The sequence below is a fragment of the Williamsia sp. genome, from assembly GCF_036566845.1.
Classification (GTDB): Bacteria; Actinomycetota; Actinomycetes; order Mycobacteriales; family Mycobacteriaceae; genus Williamsia.
On the sequence record NZ_DATCVM010000056.1, the window covers coordinates 21,687 to 39,741 of the forward strand.

An 18,055-nucleotide genomic window follows, 5' to 3' on the forward strand; every position below is an offset into this window, starting at 1 on the left:
GCGCCTACTGGCAGGCGGCGAGTACCAGTTCCTTGACCCGGCCCGGATCGGCCTGGCCGCGGGTGGCTTTCATGACGTCGCCGACGATCTTCCCGGCAGCCGCGACCTTGCCGCTGCGGATCTTCTCGGCGATGTCGGGGTTGTTGGCCAGTGCCTCGTCGACGGCCTTCTGCAGTGCGGAGTCGTCGCGGACGACCTCGAGGCCGCGGTCGGCGACGATCTGCTCGGGCTCGCCCTCGCCGTCGAGCACTGCAGTGACCACCTGCTGAGCCAGTTTGTTGGTCAGTTTGCCGTCTTCGACGAGTTTGATGACGGTGGCGACCTGCGCCGGGGTGATCGGCAGCTCGGCCAGTTCGGTGTCGCGGGAGTTGGCCTGCTGGGCCAGGAACGAGACCCACCAACCGCGGCTTGCCTCGACCGGCGCACCGGCGTCGACCGTCGCGATGATCAGGTCGACGGCGCCGACGTTGACCAGGTCGCGCATCACCGCGTCGGACACACCCCACTCTTCCTGGATGCGGGCGCGGCGCAGCCACGGCAGTTCGGGCAGGGTTGCCCGGATCTCTTCGATCCACGCTGAATCCGGTTGTACCGGTGGCAGATCCGGCTCGGGGAAGTAGCGGTAGTCCTCGGCGGTCTCTTTGCGGCGACCGGCCGACGTCGAACCGTCGGTCTCCTGGAAGTGCCGGGTCTCCTGGATGATCGCGATACCGGCCTTGAGCAGAGCGGCCTGGCGACGCATCTCGTAGCGCACCGCCACCTCGACGCTCTTGAGCGAGTTGACGTTCTTGGTCTCGGTGCGGGTGCCGAACTCGGTGGCGCCCTTGGTCATCAGCGACAGGTTCGCGTCGCAGCGCATCGAGCCCTGGTCCATCCGGACGTCGGACACATCAAGAGCTTTGAGCAGATCGCGCAGCGCGGTGACGTAGGCGCGGGCGACCTCTGGTGCGCGGGCACCGGCACCTTCGATGGGTTTGGAGACGATCTCGATCAGCGGGACACCCGCACGGTTGTAGTCGAGGAGGGAGTGGCTGGCGCCGGAGATGCGTCCGGTTCCGCCGACGTGCAACGACTTGCCGGTGTCCTCTTCCATGTGGGCGCGTTCGATCTCGACCCGCCAGGTGGTGCCGTCGTCGAGCAGCACGTCGAGGTGGCCCTCGTAGGCGATCGGGTCGTCGTACTGCGAGATCTGGTAGTTCTTCGGCTGATCCGGGTAGAAGTAGTTCTTCCGGGCAAAGGTGCTCGACGGCCGGATGGAGCAGTTCAGTGCGAGCCCGATCCGGATGGCCGATTCGATGGCCGTCTCGTTGACCACGGGCAAGGAGCCCGGCAGTCCGATACACACCGGGCAGACCTGGGTGTTGGGCTCGGCGCCGAACGTCGTGGGGCAACCACAGAACATCTTGGTGTTGGTGCCCAGCTCGACGTGTACCTCCATACCCATCACCGGGTCGAACTCAGCGATGACGTCGTCGTAGTCGAGCAGTTCGGTGGTCGCAGCAGTCATGACACGTAGTTTAAACCGGCTCGAACCTGCAGGTTATAGTCGGTTCGCCGTGTGAGTGGGAAATCCGGTTCTCGAATCCGGAACGGTCGCGCCACTGTGAGATCACAACCAGGTGATGAGTCAGAACTCCGCCGCACGGCTGATGTCCATCGAGCGCGGGACGCGATATCCCGCAGAGGAGACGCAGTGCCCATCTCATCACCGCCCCGAACCATCTCAGCGGCGGGGCGACGTCGTCGCCGGGGCCCGGGTTCCCGTGCATTCGGTTCCCATGCAATCATCGGTGTCGCCGCCCTGGTCGCGGCACTGCTCACCGCGTGTTCGGACGGCGGCAACGATGATGACCGGGCGGTGGCCGACCGTGACTGCATCGTCGGCTTCGACGCCGACACCGACTACTACCCGGAGAAGCTGTCGATCGACTATGCCGACAACTTTGATCTGGATTACCAGAAGTCCTATGTGGTCGCGACGGTCAACGGTGCGAGCCCGGATCAGAAAGACACCTTCGTTTTCGCCCGGTGTGGTGCACCCACCCCGGAACTGACCGGAGACCTGGCCGGCGCCACGGTCATCGAATCCCCCGCGACGAGTCTGTTCCTGGGGTCGACGACCCAACTCGCCGCCCTGGCCCAACTCGACGAACTCGACGTGGTCACCGGGTTCGCCAACAGCGAGTACGTCTACGGCGAGGCCGAGAGCAAGGCGGTCGCGTCGCTGCCCCAGTACGCGCCGACCGGCGAGATCGACCCCGAGATGGTCGTCACCGCGAAACCACAGCTACTGATCACCGACTACCCCACCGACCGTTCACTGGAACAGATCGAGAAGGCCGGAGTGCCGGTGATGATCAACAGCGACTGGCTCGAGGTTGATCCGCTGGGCCGCGCGGAGTGGATCAAACTGTTTGCGGCACTGACCAATACCGAGGAAGCCGCCAACGACTTCTTCGACGGGGTCACCACGGACTACAACAACACCAAGGCGAAGGTCGGGGGCACGGCGCCCGTGGAAGCCGTGCTCGGGCTGCCCTATCAGGGCACCTGGTACATCCCCGGCGGTGGCAGCTACGGCGCGGCGTTGATGAAAGCGGCCGGGATCACCTATGCGTGGGCCGACAATCCGTCGACCGGCAGCATCTCCGAAGACATCGACACGGTCTATTCCCGGGCCGGGAATGCGCCGCTGGCCCTGAGCAGCGAGAGCACCGCGACGCTGGCCGACGCCATCGCCACCGATCCTCGGATCGCTCAGTTCGCCGCTTACCGCGACAACAACGCCTGGTCCGCGTCGGCGCAGGTCAACGAGGCCGGCGCCAACAACTACTTCGAACTCGGCGCCATCCGTCCGGATCTCTCGCTCGCCGACCTGATCGCGATCGCGCACCCCGAGCTGATGCCCGACCACACCTTCACGTTCTACAAGAAGCTGACTTGAGCCGGACCTCGGTCACCATCGCGGGCCTGCTGCTCGCGGCACTTGCCGCGCTGGTCGCGGCGATGTCGATCGGGTCGACGATCATCCCGGCGGGCAACTGCTTTCAGTATCTGTTCACCGGTGATGCCGGTGTCCCGGAGTACAACACGCTGCTGCACGAGTTCCGGATGCCGCGGATCGTCACGGCGGTTCTCGCGGGTCTGGCGATGGCATTGGCGGGCCTGCTGATGCAGGCCATCTTCGCCAATCCTCTTGCCGAACCCTACATTCTGGGTGTCTCGGCCGGCGCCAGTTTCGGCGTGGCGGTGGTGACCCTGGGTGCCGGAGGCGCGTTTCTCACGGTCGCCGACAACCATCAGAGCACTGTCACCGTTGCCGCGGCGCTCGGTGCGGCCGCCGTCATGGGTGTGGTTGTGATTCTCTCCCAATGGATCACGTCATCGTCCTGGCTGCTCATCACCGGCGTCATGATCGGTTCCGTGGTGAGTTCGGTGGTGTCGTTCATGCTCGCCTACGCCAGCCCCGGCGACATCCGGGAGTTCGTGATGTGGGGCCTGGGATCGTTTTCCGGGGTGTTGTGGGAAGACCTGCAGGTCCTCGCGCCGGTGGTGGCGGCCGGTGCAATCGGGACGATCGCGATGATCCCGGCGTTGAACGCCCTGCTCCTGGGTGAATCGTATGCCCGGACCATGGGCATCCGGATGAACCTGACGCGGGTGGGAGCCGTGGTCGCCACCGCATTGCTCGCCGGTTCGGTGACCGCCTACTGCGGACCCATCGCGTTCATCGGCATCGCGGCGCCACACGTTGCCCGGATCGCACTCGGCAAGGCCGATCACCGTGTGGTCCTGCCGGTGGCCGCGCTCGTGGGCATCGTCATCGCGCTGATCTGTGCGGCCCTGACCACCACGCCGGGCCGCGACGGCGTCCTGCCGATCAACGTGCTGACCGCATTCTTCGGCGCACCGATAGTTGTTCTGGTCCTGGTCCGTTCGCTGCGGTCGGGAGGCGCGCGATGACCGCACTCGAACTGTCGCAGCTGCGGGTCGGATACCGCCGGCACCGTCTCGGCGGCCACGACGACAACCAGATCCTGCAGACGTCCGCGATCACGGCCGACGCCGGTGTGGTCACCGCGGTCATCGGCGCCAACGGCACCGGCAAGTCGACGCTGCTGCGAACCCTCGCCGGTTTGCAGTCGGCGCTGGGCGGTTCGGCACGCCTTGGTGACCATGAGCTGTTGACGATGAGCCCCGCCGCGCGGGCCCGTGAAGTGGCGGTGGTCCTCACCGACAGGGTCGACGACAGCGGTCTGCTCACCGCCCGCGCACTCGTCGAACTCGGCCGGATCCCGTATCACTCCTGGGTTCCCGGCCGATCGTCGGCCACCGAAGCGATCGTCGACGACGCCCTCGCCCAGATGGGTGCGTCGGCGTTTGCCGACCGCCGGATCGGTGAACTCTCCGACGGCCAGCGGCAGCGGGTCCTGATCGCGAGGGCCCTGGCCCAGGAACCGCAACTCCTGATCCTCGACGAGCCGAGTTCATTCCTCGACGTCGCAGCCCGCACCGAATTGCTCTTGGTACTACGGAAACTGGCTGCCGAGACCGGGATCGTCGTGGTCATGTCCACCCACGACGTCGAGGTCGCTCTGCGGATCGTCGGACCGGTCTGGCTGGCCCGTCGGGACGGCAACCTGGTGGCCGCCACCGCCGATCAACTGGTGCAGGACGGCACCATCGCCGGCGAATTCGATTCACCCACAGTCCGATTCAACAGCAAAGCCCGCTTGTTCGAACCGCGCCCATAACCGATCCTGGTGGCTTATGGCGAGTAAACGCGCAGGTCGAGCTCGCCGAAACCCACCACTATCGGGGTCCGGGGGTCAGCCGAAGAAGGCGGCGGCGTCGTCGTAGCGGTTCTGCGGGACGAGCTTGAGTTCTTTTGTCGCCTCACCGATGGGCACCAGGCCGATGTTGGGGCCCTGCAGACTGACCATCATGCCGGTGTCGCCGTTGTGGGCGGCATCGGACGCGTTGACGCCGAAACGTGTTGCCAGCACACGGTCGAACGGGGTCGGCTTACCACCGCGCTGAACGTGCCCGAGCACTGTGGTCCGGACCTCTTTGTTGATCCGGCGTTCGATCTCGACAGCCAACTGCTGGGCGACGCCGGTGAACCGTTCGTGGCCGAACTCGTCGAGACCGCCCTGAGCCATCGAGAACGTGCCCTCTTTGGGTTTCGCCCCTTCCGCCACCACACAGATGAAATGTGAATCGCCGCGCTGGAACCGGCGCTTCACGAGGCGGCAGACCTCTTCGACGTCGAAGGGCTGTTCGGGGATGAGGATCATGTGCGCTCCGGAGGCCATCCCGGAATGCAGTGCGATCCAGCCGGCGTGCCGCCCCATCACCTCGACGAGCATCACGCGCTGATGTGACTCCGCGGTGCTGTGGAGTCGGTCGATGGCATCTGTCGCGACGGTCAGCGCGGTGTCGAAACCGAAGGTGACGTCGGTGCAGTTGATGTCGTTGTCGATGGTCTTCGGGACCCCGACAACCGGCACGCCCTCCTCGGCGAGCCAGCTCGCCGCGGTGAGTGTTCCTTCACCGCCGATCGGGATCAGAACGTCGATCCCGTTGTCGTCCAATGTCTGCCGGATCTGATCGAGTCCGGCGCGAAGCTTGTCGGGGTGGGTGCGGGCGGTGCCCAGCATCGTGCCGCCCTTGGCCAGCAACCGGTCGTTGCGATCGTCGGCGGCCAGGTGGATCCGACGGTCTTCCAGAAGCCCCCGCCAACCGTCGAGAAATCCGACAACGGCCGACCCGTATCGAACTTCGCTGGTTCGCACCACCGCCCGGATGACCGCGTTCAATCCCGGGCAGTCGCCGCCACCGGTAAGCACTCCAATGCGCATCAGGTGTCCCGTTCCTCGTCTGACAATCGTCGTTTCCGGCGTGATCTGTGGCGGCCGTACAACCCCGCCACACTCAATTGTGCAACCGATCCTCGACTCTGGCTGGGCTACGGGGTCTCGCGGGATCATCCGACGAGGTCAACGCACCCCGTTCTCGAACGCGAAGACCACGGCCTGCGCCCGGTCGCGCAGGTTGAGCTTCGACAGCACGTTGCTGACGTGGGTCTTGACGGTCTGTTCGGCCACGAACAGGTGCCCGGCGATCTCCGCGTTCGACTTGCCCTCGGCCACCTGCTCGAGCACCTCCCTTTCACGGGGGGTGAGCACCGACAACTGCCGCGATTCGGTTTTGCGCGGACGATGCCGGCTGGTGACCTCCGCGATGAGTCGTCGCGTCACCGATGGCGCCAGTAATGCCTCACCGGCGGCCACCACCCGCACCGCGCGCACCAATTCGTCGGCGGGAGCGTCTTTGAGCATGAAACCCGAGGCCCCGATCCGCAGCGCCTGATAGACGTAGTCGTCGATGTCGAAGGTGGTGAGCATCAAGATCCGGCTGGGTACCCGCAGTGGTCCGGTCAGTAGCTGTTCGGCCGCGGCCAGCCCGTCGAGAATCGGCATCCGAACATCCATCAGCACCACATCGGGATGCAACTCGCGGACACCTCTCACCGCCGCCTGACCGTCGGCGGCGTCACCCACCACCGAGATGTCCGGCTGTGCGGCCAGCAGCGCGCCAAAACCCTGACGCACCATCGCCTGATCGTCTGCGATGTAGACCGTGATCGACACCCGCCCAACCCTACTTTCATCACGAATTAGCCACGTTGTCCGACCCGGGAAGTTCTGGTGGTCCGGCCGCACGCAACGGCAGGCGCGCCCGGACAACGAACCCGCCCCCGGGCTGCGGCGCCGCCGACAACACCCCGCCCACCGCCTTGGCGCGCTCGATCATCCCCGGAATCCCCTGCCCACCGGACGACTCCAGGGTGAGAGGCTGTTCGGTGGAGGCCGTATTGGATACCGTCACGAACAGGTCGTCGCCCGACACCGACAGTTCGACCACGATCTGCGCGCCGACCGCGTAGCGGGTGGTGTTGGCCAGCGACTCCTGGATGATGCGGTAGGCGACCAGCGCGCAGGCGTCGCCGACGTGCTCACCGGTGGCCAGCGGATGGTAGGTGACGTCGACGCCGGCTCCGCGGGTCGCCGACACGATTCCGTCAATCTGTTCGAGCCCGGGATTGGGGTTGCGCGCATATGCCTCGGCGCCCGGCGAATCATCCTCCAGCCGAAGCACTCCCAGCATCATCCGCACCTCGTCCAGGGCCTCCCGGGCAACGTCGGCGATGGCGTCGAACTCAGCGGCGGCGGCCTCCCCGACCCCGTCGATCCGGTACTTCGCGGTCTGCGCCTGCACCACCACCACCGACATCCGATGCGCCACAACGTCGTGGAGGTCGCGGGCGATCCGGGTCCGTTCGGACAGGACCGCGTTCTTGGACTTCTCGGTGTCCTTCAACACCTTCTGTTGCGCCAGATCAACCCGCGATCGCACGATGATCCGGATCAGGACGCAGATGACGGCCGCGATACTCAGTCCCACCACCCAGCCGACCTGGGCTTGCGGCGGTGTTGCCTGATACACAACAAAACTGGAGACCGCCCAGAAGATCGGCAGCAGTCGAAGCGGTGCCCGCAGGTACGCGAGCACGGTCAGCACCAGGATCTCGATCAGGTGCACCACCTGAATCGTGTGGTTCCAGCCGTTGACCGGGTCGATCGTCAGCCCGATGAGTTGAGCCGAGAGAACCGAGATCGCCCATCCGAGGGTCGGATTGGCCCAGCCGAGCATGATCGGGAACGCCGCGAAGGCCGCCACGATCGGCATCAGGGCGGGCCGCACATCGTGTGTCAGCGACAACGTGGGCCAGGCGATCGAGTACATGATCAGCGCCACCAGGGTGAAGAAGATGTTGATCCTGTGCCGCAAGAACCGCGCGACCGACGGATCGGCCGCGATCGGCAGCTTCTTGACCTCATCGACCACGTATCCGGTGGTCTGCGTCCACAGTTTCACCCATGCCACGCTAGTGCCCGAATCCTCGTCGGACCTCATACCTGAGAGTGAGATCGAGGCAACCCCGCAGTAGCGGACGGCCGCGCGCCTCACCCGAACACGGTGGATCCAAACACCCCCGTCGACCGATGACCCCCGGTGCCGGCGATTCCTAGTTTGGTGACATGCGAACCGCCGGTAGTCGAATCTTCCTGTCCAGCATGGTGATCAGTGTGGTGATGGCGGTGGGCCTGTGGCCCACCGCTGCGGGCGCCACAGCGGTCTCCCCGGGTATGTCCGCGATCGAATCCGCCGAACGTCAGAGTCCGGCCGGAGAGGTCGTCGTCGCGCTGACGGGGAGCACCCCGGAGCAGGCGCTGGCGGCACTGCCGGCCGACTTCGGAGCGGTCCTCCACTATCAACCGCAGCTGGTCAACGGACGCCCGAGCAATCCCGGCGGAGCGTGTTCGTCACCCATTCCGCTGCCTGACCGCTTCGAAGCTCTCTGTAAGACACACGACTTCGGCTATGACATGTTGCGATATGCGCAGCGCCACGGCCAACCGCTGGGCCCTTGGGCACGAACATCATTGGACCGGATGCTGATCGATTCGATGCACGAATCCTGCAGCAATCCGGCCTGTCACTGGGCGGCGGACCTGGCCCGGGTCGGATTGGCCTTCAACACGTGGCGACAGCACGCCGGCGCGCCGGTCAGCAAGGAATCGTTGCCGGCGATCGTGATGACCTCGGTTCTGCGCGGCGGCGAATCGCTCACGTCCCTGGTCGGTCTGACATGAGAACTCCACTGCTCAGAAAACCCCCGTTTCGAACACTGCGGTTGCGAGCACCACAGTTGCGAACACAGCACCGCAGTGCGGCGGGCTGGCCCCGTCCTCTGACCAGCATCGGCGCCGCGATCGGCGCCGGTGTCGCCCTTGCGCCGGGTTCGCTGCCGCGCGGCGCGCTGGTGACCGGACTACTCCTGGCCGCATTCGTCGGAGTGGGCGCGCTGATCGGCCGGATCGCAGGCGTCCGAGCGCCCGGCAGCCCACGATCCCGGCGATACACCGGATGGGTCTGCGCCGGACTCACCACCGGTCTGTTCGCGCAGATGCTCTGGTGGCAGTCCGAATTGCGGGCGCACCTCGATATGTCCCCACCCGGCATCTGGTGGGTACTCGGGGCGCTGGTTCCGTCGGCACTTCTTGCCGCCATCTGCTGTGTCCGCGCCCGCACCCGTGCCGTGTTCGCGGCTCTGGCCGCGGCCGTGCTGTTGCCGATGATGCCGTCGCCCGCGGGTGCTGCCGAACCCGCCCGGAGTCCGGCCGACAAGTTCGTCAGCACCGACGCGACACCGACGTCGCTGCGGATCTACGGCGAACTGGACACCCGCGACGTCCGGGTGCGGGCGGCCGAGGCCGTACAACGCTGGCAGGCGTCCGGCGGACTGGGCCGGCACGCGGTGGTGGTCGCGGTCCCCACCGGTTCGGGGTGGGTGGATCCCGACGCGGTCAACGGATTCGAGAGCCGATTCGGCGGTGACGTCAGCGTGATCACGTTGCAGTACAGCGACATTCCGTCGTGGCAGGCATTTATCTCGTCACCGCAACCGGCCCGGGACAGTGCCGTGGCGCTGACGGAGTCGGTGGCCGAGGCGGTCGGTCGGATTCCGGTGGATGAGCGTCCACAGATCTACATCTACGGGCAGAGTCTGGGCGCGATCGGTGCCGACGCCGCCCGGCGCTGGGCCGACGACAATGCACCCACCGCGATCTGCCACACCGTTCTCGCCGGCGCTCCGGAAGGTTCGACCGCGGTCGCCGCAGCCCACACCACCGTCCTGGGCAACGGTTCCGACCCGGTCATCCGGTGGTCACCGCGACTGATCTGGCAACCACCGCACCTGCCGCACGACCTTCGCTCGGACATGCCCCGGCCACCGTGGATGCCGATCGCGAGTTTTGTCCAGGCCAGCACCGACCTCATCGGTGCGCTGTCATATCCGGCCGGCTATGGCCACCAATATGGCACCGAGCAGGGCACCCTTGCCCCCGATTGTGGTGGGTTTTGGTGAGCGCCACCTGGGCGTTTGCTCGCCAAAACCCACCAGGATCGGTCAGACGAGGGGGCCTCGGGCGGCTTCGTAGGCGGCACCGACACGGTAGAGGCGTTCGTCGGCCATCGACGGCGCCATGATCTGCAGACCGACGGGCAATCCGTCGTCCGCCGACAGTCCCGACGGCACCGACATCGCACAGTTGCCCGCGAGGTTCACCGGCAGCGTGCACAGGTCGAACAGGTACATCGCCAGCGGATCGTCGACCTTCTCGCCGATCGCAAACGCGGTCGTCGGTGTGGTCGGCGAGATCAGCACGTCCACCGACTCGTAGGCCTTGGCGAAGTCGCGTGCGATGAGAGTCCGTACCTTCTGCGCCTGGCCGTAGTACGCGTCGTAGTACCCCGACGACAGTGCGTAGGTGCCGATCATGATGCGGCGCTTGACCTCTGCGCCGAATCCGGCGTCGCGGGTCATCGCCATGACCTGCTCGGCACTGTTGGTGCCGTCGTCGCCGACGCGCAATCCGTACCGCATCGCGTCGAAGCGCGCGAGGTTGCTCGACACCTCCGACGGGAGGATCAGGTAGTACGCACCGAGGGCGTAGGTGAAGTGCGGGCAGGAGACCTCGACGATCTCGGCACCGCGCTCTTTCAGAGTGGCCACGGCGGCGTTGAAGGAATCCAGCACACCGGCCTGATACCCGTCGCCCTGGAGTTCGGTGACGATGCCGATCCGCACACCCGAAAGATCCTCGGCTGCACCGACTTTGGCCGCAGCAACCATATCGGCGATGGGCTTGTTGATCGAGGTCGAGTCGCGCGGATCGTGTCCTGCGATCACCTGATGCAGTAGCGCGGTGTCCAGAACCGTTCTGGCGCAAGGGCCACCCTGATCGAGTGAGGACGCGCACGCCACCAGTCCGTACCGCGACACCGTGCCGTACGTCGGCTTGACGCCCACGGTGCCCGTGACCGATGCCGGTTGACGCACCGAACCGCCGGTGTCGGTACCGATGGCCAACGGCGCTTGGAACGACGCCAGTGCAGCGGCACTGCCGCCGCCCGAGCCGCCGGGAATCTTGCTGGTGTCCCACGGGTTCCGGGTCACGCCGTAGGCGGAGTTCTCGGTGGACGAACCCATCGCGAACTCGTCCATGTTGGTCTTGCCGAGGATCGGGATGCCGGCCGCGCGCAGCTTGGCGGTGACGGTGGCGTCGTACGGCGGAACCCAGCCTTCGAGGATCTTCGATCCACAGGTCGTCGGAGCGTCGGTGGTGGTGAACACGTCCTTGAGCGCCAGCGGGACACCGGCCAGCGGTGAGGCCGGTGCCTGCCCCGCAGCGACGGCCTTGTCGACGTCGGCGGCGGTCGCCAGGGCCTGCTCGGCACCCACGTGCAGGAATGCGCCCAGCTCACCGTCGACCGCCTCGATCCGGTCGAGGTGGGCGCGGGTGACCTCGACCGCAGACAGCTCACCGGAGTGGATCTTCGCGGCGAGGTCGGCGGCGGACTGCCCGGTGATGACACCGGACTCTCTGGTAGGGGCGCTCACTGCTCTTCTCCGAGGATCTGGGGGACGGCAAACCGCTGCTGCTCCACGGCCGGAGCACCGGACAGGGCTTCCTCGGGGGTCAGCCCGGGTACAACGACATCCGGACGCAGCACGTTGGCCAGGTCGGCGGGATGCGCGGTGCCGGGGATGTCGGCAGCGGCGACCTCGGAGATGTTCGCGACGTGCGACAGGATCGAATCGAGCTGACCAGCATAGTGGTCGAGTTCGTCCTCGGTCAGCGCCAGCCGTGACAGCCGGGCCAGATGCGCTACTTCATCACGTGAGATGGCAGACACGCAGATGCACCCTTTCTTGTCGGTAGGGGTGGCCACGAAATGTGGTCAAACCCTTGGGTCAGAGTAGTCGGCACCGAGGCCCGGCCATCACGGCGCCCGCCGGTAGGGTTGGCGCATGATCATCGTCACCACGAATGACCTTCCCGGGTACCGAATCGCCCACACCTTCGGCGAGTGCTTCGGGCTGACTGTCCGCTCACGTCACCTCGGCTCCAATATCGGTGCCGGGTTCAAGGCGATGGCCGGCGGCGAGCTCAAGGGCATCACCACATTGCTCCACGAATGCCGTCAGGAAGCCTTGTCTCGTCTGTCCGCCGAGGCACAGCAGCGAGGCGCCAACGCGGTGGTCGCCTTCCGTTTCGAAACGACAGAATTCGGCGGCACGGGCATCGAGGTGTGCGCGTACGGCACCGCCGTCGGTGTCGAACCACTGCAGAACAACCCTCCGCAGGCCTGATCAGCGCCTGACCGACAGCGGTGGGACAATAACCGGCGTGTCCTATCTGCTGCGCGTCTACCTGCAAGATCGCCCCGGTTCACTCGGCCTGCTGGCCGTGTCACTCGGAAATGTCGGCGCCGACATCCTCTCGCTCGACGTCGTCGAGCGCGGTGAGGGTTACGCAGTCGATGACATCGTGGTCGAGGTTCCCCGCGGCGCACTGCCCGACACCCTGATCACCGCAGCAGAGAAGGTGGACGGCGTACGCGTCGACTCGATCCGGCCGTACACCGGACTCCTCGAGACTCACCGCGAACTCGAACTGGTCAACGACATCGCCGGCGCCGGTCGCGACCGGCTTCAGGTACTCGTCGACTCCGCGCCGCGCGTGTTGCGCGTCGACTGGGCGACCGTTATCACCGCAGGCAGCGGCGGCGGCGCGATCCAGTTGTTCGGCAGCTCCAGCGCCCCCGAAACCCAGCTGACCGACGCGAGCTGGTTGCCCATCCCCGCCGCCGCCGAGCTCGAGCCCGAAGCACCGTGGGTTCCAAAGTCATGGCGCGACATGGACATCCGGCTGGCAGCGGCCCCGATCGGCACCCCGGGCAAGGCAATGTTGCTCGGACGTCCCGGCGGCCCCGACTTCCGCCCATCGGAGATCGCCCGGATCGGCTACCTGGCGAAGATCGTCACCACGGTGCTTTCCCGCAATTAGCCGGAATGACCGGGGACAGTTGAACATCTAGCCGTCGGTGTCGGTGTCGTCTCCCGCCGGCGGGCCGTCGGCCAGCAGCTTCTTGAAGCCGTCCTCGTCGAGGATCGGGACACCGAGCTGTTCGGCCTTGGCCGCCTTGGTGCCCGGCGCATCTCCGATGACCACAAACGCGGTCTTCTTCGACACCGAACCCGACGCCTTGCCGCCGCGAACCAGGATCGCCTCCTTGGCACCGTCACGCGAGAAGTCCTGCAGCGATCCGGTGACTACGATGCTCAGACCCTCGAGGTTGCGTGGAATCGATTCGTCACGTTCGTCTTCGAGCTGAACACCGGCGGCTCGCCATTTCTCGACGATGTCGCGATGCCAATCGACGGCGAACCAGTCGACCACGCTCTGCGCCAACGTGTTTCCCATACCTTCGACATCCGCGAGTTGCTCGACCGTCGCCGACTCGATGGCTTTGAGCGTGCCGAACTCCGTGGCCAGCGCGCGGGCCGCACTCGGCCCGACATGCCTGATGGACAACGCCACCAGCACGCGCCACAGCGGCACCTTCTTCGCGGCATCGAGGTTGGCGAGCAGCCGCTTGCCGTTGGCCGACAACACCCCGGCCTTGGTGGTGAACAGATCGGTCTCGAGCAGGTCCTCGGCGGTGAGGCTGAACAGGTCGGCTTCGTTTTCCAGAACTCCCGAACTCAGCAGTGCCCCGGCGGATTCGTAACCGAGCGCCTCGATGTCGAAGGCTCCCCGGCCGGCGAGATGGAACAGCCGCTCCCGCAACTGTGCCGGGCACGACCGACTGTTCGGACAGCGGATGTCGGCATCACCCTCTTTTTGCGGAGCGAGTTCGGTGCCGCATTCGGGGCAATGCGTGGGCATCTCGAACTCACGCTCGGTGCCGTCACGCAGGTCGACCACCGGTCCGAGGACCTCGGGGATGACGTCGCCGGCTTTGCGGATCGTGACGGTGTCACCGATCAGCACACCCTTGCGCTTGACCTCCGACGCGTTGTGCAGCGTTGCCATCGCGACAGTCGACCCGGCCACCAGCACCGGTGTCATCGACGCGAAGGGCGTGACCCGACCGGTCCTGCCGACATTGACGAGGATGTCGAGCAGCTTGGTGGTGGCCTCTTCGGGCGGGTATTTGTAGGCGATGGCCCAGCGCGGTGCGCGTGAGGTGGAGCCCAGGCGGCGTTGCAGGCCGAAGTCGTCGACCTTCACGACGATGCCGTCTATTTCGTGCTCGACGTCGTGGCGATGTTCGCCCCAGTAGGCGATCTTCTCCAGGATCGCTTCGGCTCCAACAAGTTTGGTGGTGTGCTGCGAGACCGGCAGCCCCCACTCCCCGAGCGCCAGATACGCATCATGCAATGTCTTGGGTGCGGCGCCTTCGACGCGTCCCAGACCGTGGCAGATCATGCCCAACCTGCGCCGTGCGGTGATCTGTGGATTCTTCTGCCGCAGCGAACCTGCCGCCGAGTTCCGCGGGTTGGCGAACGGCGCTTTGCCCGCCTCCACCAGCGACGCGTTGAGTGCCTCGAAGTCCTCGACCCGGAAGAAGACCTCTCCCCTGACTTCCAGGAGATCCGGGATCGGGTATGTCTCCGAGTCGGTCAGCCGGTGCGGGACATCGTTGATCGTCTTGGCGTTGAGGGTGACGTCTTCACCGGTGCGCCCGTCGCCGCGGGTGGTGCCGCGAACAAGCACACCCTTCTCGTACACCAGGCTCAGCGCGACACCGTCGATCTTCAGTTCGCACAGGTACTCCAGGCCCACCCCCGCGTCGGCCTCGACGCGGCCGACCCAGGCGCGCATCTCGTCCTCGTCGAAGACGTTGTCGAGCGACATCATGCGTTCGAGGTGATCGACCGCCGTGAACTCGGTTGCGAATCCGCCACCGACGAGCTTGGTCGGTGAGTCGGCGACCGCCAGCTCGGGATACTCGTCTTCCAGGGCCTGCAGCTCCTGCAGGAGCTTGTCGAACTCGCCGTCGGTGACGACCGGGGCGTCTTTCACGTAATAGCGGAACTGGTGGTCGCGTACTTCTTCGGCCAGCTTCGACCACTGCTCACGCACCCCCGATGGGGTGGGTGCGGCGGGCGTCGGCTCTTCGATATCTGCACTGTCGGACACACTATGAAGATAGTCGAGCCGACCGACAGATCATTTCGACCCGGACACAACCCTCGCGCCCACGATTTCGCTGGTCGGGCCATTGTCGGACCACAGATCTACAATAGAAAACATGTTCGAAGCGGCGGGGGACGCAGCAGATCGGGCCGTGGATACGAGCCCTGACTGGCCGGTGTGTCCGGAGGAAATTCTGCGCAATTGCGAGGGCACCCGTGCCGTCGAAGCCCGGGTCGCATGGAAGCGATACGCCTCCGCTGCAGCCTTGCACCGCCTCTTGGTCGAGCCCACAGCCGGAACCGAAGCGGAGATGCGGGTTCTTGATCCGTTCACCCAGTTGGCGGCGAGTTTGTCCGCGGCTGAGGGCATTACCCAACGTGGTGCGGAATCGCAGATCAATCGTGGGGTGGCACTGCGGGATCGGATTCCGCGGGTGAACGAGATCCTCAAGGCCGGTCGTGTTGCCGCCGAGCATATTCCGGAGATCGTGTCGCGCACCGAACTGATCGACGGATCCGAACATCGCGCCGAGATCGATGCGGCGATCGCCGAGGCGCTGAGCCGGCAGGGATCGTGGTCCAAGAGCCGGATGCGCGACATGATCGACGCGATCATCTTCCGCAGGGACCCCGATCTGGTGCGCAAAGCGCGAGGAAGCGTTGAACAACCGCGGAGTCTGGGCCGCGGCCGCCGAACACGGCATGGCGAACATTGACGCGCATATGGGCGCCGAGGACATCGGGATGATCATGTCGCGACTGGAGAAGCTCGCGCTGTCAACGTGTAAGGCTGATCCGCGCAGTCGATCGGACCGGATGGCCGATGCATTGTTTGCCACGGTCATGGGTCGGGAGTTCTACTGCCAGTGCCCGAATGACCCGAAACATCAGTGCACCGCCGAAATTGTCACACTGCCCGCCGATCAGGTGATCTCCGGTGTGGACGTCAAGATTGTCATGCACGTCATCGCCGACCAAGCAACCGTCGAAGGTCGAGAGAACAATCCAGGGTTCCTCGACGGCCATGGGGTGATCTCCGCCGATCACGTCCGCGACATCGCGGACCGTGAAGAGACAATTCAACGACCGATGGGTAACAAGACTGCGCCCGCCCGACCAGAGTCCGAGTCCGAGTCCGAGTCGGAGCCGGCGCCGGTGACGGCGCAGCCTGAACCTGCCCGGGCGGAGCCTGACCCTCCCCCTTCGACACCGAAGCCGAAACGGCCGACCGTGTACATGCGTGGACCGCAGAATCCGCCGATCGGCAATTTCCCGGATGAGGCTGAAGGTGTCGACGAGACTGCCACTGCCGCAGCACCGTTCATGCAGGTGGTGCCGCTGCCCTCCACCCAGCCCGGCGACAGGTACCGCCCATCAGCGGTCTTGGACAGTTACATCCGTATCCGGGATTGCCACTGCTCGTGGCCCGGCTGCAATCAAAAAGCCTGGGGCGCCGACCTCGACCACACCTACGAGTACAACCACGATGATCCCGCCGCGGGTGGGTGCACGCATTACTCAGAGATGAAGACGCTCTGTCGTTTTCACCATCTGATCAAAACGTGTTCCGACTGGCTGGATGACCAGCAGCCAGACCCTCGCACTGGAAACCCGCGACTGATCTTCACATCCCCCGGAAGGCTGTCATTTTCTGGGGTCCGCGTGGACCGGAGACGATCTGTTCCCAACGTTGAGGCTGATCGTCTTCGACAACGAACGTGGCTCACCCCTTCCACCCGTGGCATCACCGCCATCACGGAGCGCGTCCCGCACCGCTGCCAAACACGCACGCCGCCGGCACGAACGACTGACCAACCGGAGGCGACGCGAACTACAGGAACAAATCCGCGAGGCGCTCGCCGAAGAACGAGGAAGGAACGAACCTCCGCCGACCTACTAGCCCCTGTGCGCCGACCGGGAACAGCTCGGAGAACATTTGGTCAGGTCCGCTCATCGGGACGCGGCATCGTTCTACGCTTGTCACCATGCCGCATCCGATCATGTTCTCCGACGACGACCCGATCCTGAATCGGTTACGCGAGATCGCGCTGGCGTTTCCCGACGCCACCGAGGTCGTGGCCCACGGCAGGCCAACCTTTCGGGGCGGAAAGATGTTCGGGATGTACGGCGGCGGAGTCAAGGGCGGCGACCGGTATGACACGTCGATACTGTTCAAGGTCGAACAGTCCGAACGAACTGCGCTGGAACAGGATCCCCGGTTCTTCTTTCCCGCCTACGTCGGCCCGTTCGGCTGGCTGGGCCTCGACCTCTCCAAGAAGCCCGACTGGACCGAGGTCGCGGAATTGCTGGATGCCAGCTACCGCATGATCGCGCCCAAGAAGCTCATCGCCCGGCTCGACGCCGGACAACGTCCGGCAGAACTGGGCTGAGTAGGGTGCAACCGCAGTTCAGAGTTACTCCACTGCATATACTCCCCACATGCTCATCCTCGGAATCATCCTGTTCGGCATGCTCATCGGCGCCGGCGCTCAGCTCATCCTCGGCAAGCCGAAGGGTGGCATCGACTGGACCCTGGCGATCATCGCGGGCCTGGTCGGCTCATTCATCGGTGGACTGCTGATCAGCCTGATCTCGGGCGACGGGATCGAATTCCGCGTCAGCGGCATCATCGGTTCGATCGTCGGCGCCCTGATCGTGACGGCGGGTTGGCATTGGTGGGTGGGTAGGCGCGCTGCCTGATCGGCGACGTCGTCGGCTTCTGCGCGTCGGGTGTTCACACACCCTGACGTGAAAGTTGCTCATACAGGTCAGAGTCATGCCGCACCCCGAAATGTTCCCGGGTGTGATCATCCGGACCGGCGATCTTCCGGACAACCGATCTTGCCGCGGATCTTCTCTGTCGGAAGTCAGACCGAGGTGGGGTCGGCGTGCAGGCCTTGAGCGGCCTTGCCACACAACGTCAGCGCCGCTGTGGCC

The 18,055-nt window shown here is 65.4% G+C and carries 16 protein-coding genes and 1 pseudogene; 10 read left to right on the top strand and 7 right to left on the bottom strand.

What is annotated here, in order from left to right:
- Positions 1-4 precede the first annotated feature (4 nt).
- Entirely contained in the window at positions 5-1,507 is a 1,503-nt protein-coding gene (gene gatB, locus VIQ49_RS05025) for an Asp-tRNA(Asn)/Glu-tRNA(Gln) amidotransferase subunit GatB (protein ID WP_331881530.1), read from the bottom strand.
- Positions 1,508-1,693: 186 nt separating this feature from the next.
- On the opposite strand from gatB, the gene VIQ49_RS05030 reads away from it, so the two are divergent.
- From VIQ49_RS05030 to VIQ49_RS05040, 3 genes are read left to right on the top strand one after another with little or no spacing between them, the layout of a single operon-like run.
- Entirely contained in the window at positions 1,694-2,944 is a 1,251-nt protein-coding gene (locus VIQ49_RS05030; RefSeq protein WP_331881532.1) for an ABC transporter substrate-binding protein, read from the top strand.
- Entirely contained in the window at positions 2,941-3,963 is a 1,023-nt protein-coding gene (locus VIQ49_RS05035; RefSeq protein ID WP_331881534.1) for an iron ABC transporter permease, read from the top strand. The genes VIQ49_RS05030 and VIQ49_RS05035 overlap by 4 nt, the downstream gene beginning before the upstream one ends.
- Positions 3,960-4,754 (top strand): ABC transporter ATP-binding protein, encoded by a 795-nt coding sequence (locus tag VIQ49_RS05040; protein ID WP_331881537.1) that lies wholly within the window; start codon positions 3,960-3,962, stop codon positions 4,752-4,754. Before VIQ49_RS05035 ends, VIQ49_RS05040 begins: the two co-directional genes overlap by 4 nt.
- Positions 4,755-4,829: 75 nt before the next feature.
- Here VIQ49_RS05040 and VIQ49_RS05045 read toward each other — a convergent pair whose 3' ends face one another.
- From VIQ49_RS05045 to VIQ49_RS05055, 3 genes are all read right to left on the bottom strand, one after another.
- Positions 4,830-5,861, bottom strand: coding sequence for an ATP-dependent 6-phosphofructokinase (locus VIQ49_RS05045; RefSeq protein WP_331881540.1), 1,032 nt, complete (start codon positions 5,859-5,861; stop codon positions 4,830-4,832).
- A gap of 138 nt (positions 5,862-5,999) precedes the next feature.
- Entirely contained in the window at positions 6,000-6,653 is a 654-nt protein-coding gene (locus VIQ49_RS05050; protein WP_331881543.1) for a response regulator transcription factor, read from the bottom strand.
- A 19-nt stretch (positions 6,654-6,672) separates the two neighbouring features.
- Positions 6,673-7,941 carry a sensor histidine kinase gene (locus VIQ49_RS05055; RefSeq protein ID WP_331881545.1) on the bottom strand — a complete coding sequence of 423 codons (1,269 nt, stop codon included), beginning with the start codon at positions 7,939-7,941 and terminating at the stop codon, positions 6,673-6,675.
- Positions 7,942-8,105: 164 nt separating this feature from the next.
- Between VIQ49_RS05055 and VIQ49_RS05060 the strand changes: the two genes are divergently transcribed.
- Positions 8,106-8,720: a hypothetical protein gene (locus tag VIQ49_RS05060; RefSeq protein ID WP_331881547.1), complete on the top strand. Its 615-nt coding sequence runs from the start codon at positions 8,106-8,108 to the stop codon at positions 8,718-8,720.
- A gap of 56 nt (positions 8,721-8,776) precedes the next feature.
- The gene (locus VIQ49_RS05065; protein WP_331881550.1) at positions 8,777-9,997 is read left to right on the top strand and encodes an alpha/beta-hydrolase family protein; all 1,221 of its coding nucleotides are present in this window, start codon (positions 8,777-8,779) and stop codon (positions 9,995-9,997) included.
- Between the two features lie 42 nt (positions 9,998-10,039).
- On the opposite strand, the gene gatA is transcribed toward VIQ49_RS05065, so the two are convergent.
- Positions 10,040-11,533, bottom strand: coding sequence for an Asp-tRNA(Asn)/Glu-tRNA(Gln) amidotransferase subunit GatA (gene gatA / locus VIQ49_RS05070; RefSeq protein WP_331881553.1), 1,494 nt, complete (start codon positions 11,531-11,533; stop codon positions 10,040-10,042).
- Positions 11,530-11,829 (bottom strand): Asp-tRNA(Asn)/Glu-tRNA(Gln) amidotransferase subunit GatC, encoded by a 300-nt coding sequence (gene gatC / locus VIQ49_RS05075; protein WP_331881555.1) that lies wholly within the window; start codon positions 11,827-11,829, stop codon positions 11,530-11,532. The genes gatA and gatC overlap by 4 nt, the downstream gene beginning before the upstream one ends.
- A 115-nt stretch (positions 11,830-11,944) precedes the next feature.
- On the opposite strand from gatC, the gene VIQ49_RS05080 reads away from it, so the two are divergent.
- Both VIQ49_RS05080 and VIQ49_RS05085 read left to right on the top strand, forming a co-directional pair.
- Entirely contained in the window at positions 11,945-12,286 is a 342-nt protein-coding gene (locus VIQ49_RS05080) for a YbjQ family protein (protein WP_331881557.1), read from the top strand.
- Between the two features lie 28 nt (positions 12,287-12,314).
- Entirely contained in the window at positions 12,315-12,983 is a 669-nt protein-coding gene (locus VIQ49_RS05085; protein ID WP_331881567.1) for an amino acid-binding protein, read from the top strand.
- A gap of 27 nt (positions 12,984-13,010) precedes the next feature.
- Here VIQ49_RS05085 and ligA read toward each other — a convergent pair whose 3' ends face one another.
- Positions 13,011-15,122 (bottom strand): NAD-dependent DNA ligase LigA, encoded by a 2,112-nt coding sequence (gene ligA, locus VIQ49_RS05090; RefSeq protein ID WP_331881559.1) that lies wholly within the window; start codon positions 15,120-15,122, stop codon positions 13,011-13,013.
- Between the two features lie 307 nt (positions 15,123-15,429).
- On the opposite strand from ligA, the pseudogene VIQ49_RS05095 reads away from it, so the two are divergent.
- The 3 genes and pseudogenes from VIQ49_RS05095 (at position 15,430) to VIQ49_RS05105 (ending at position 17,818) form a co-directional block, all read left to right on the top strand.
- Positions 15,430-17,146: pseudogene (locus VIQ49_RS05095) on the top strand (DUF222 domain-containing protein).
- Positions 17,104-17,508: an MmcQ/YjbR family DNA-binding protein gene (locus VIQ49_RS05100; RefSeq protein WP_331881561.1), complete on the top strand. Its 405-nt coding sequence runs from the start codon at positions 17,104-17,106 to the stop codon at positions 17,506-17,508. The pseudogene VIQ49_RS05095 and the gene VIQ49_RS05100 overlap by 43 nt, the downstream one beginning before the upstream one ends.
- Before the next feature lie 49 nt (positions 17,509-17,557).
- Entirely contained in the window at positions 17,558-17,818 is a 261-nt protein-coding gene (locus tag VIQ49_RS05105) for a GlsB/YeaQ/YmgE family stress response membrane protein (RefSeq protein WP_331881563.1), read from the top strand.
- The last annotated feature ends 237 nt before the right edge of the window (positions 17,819-18,055 follow it).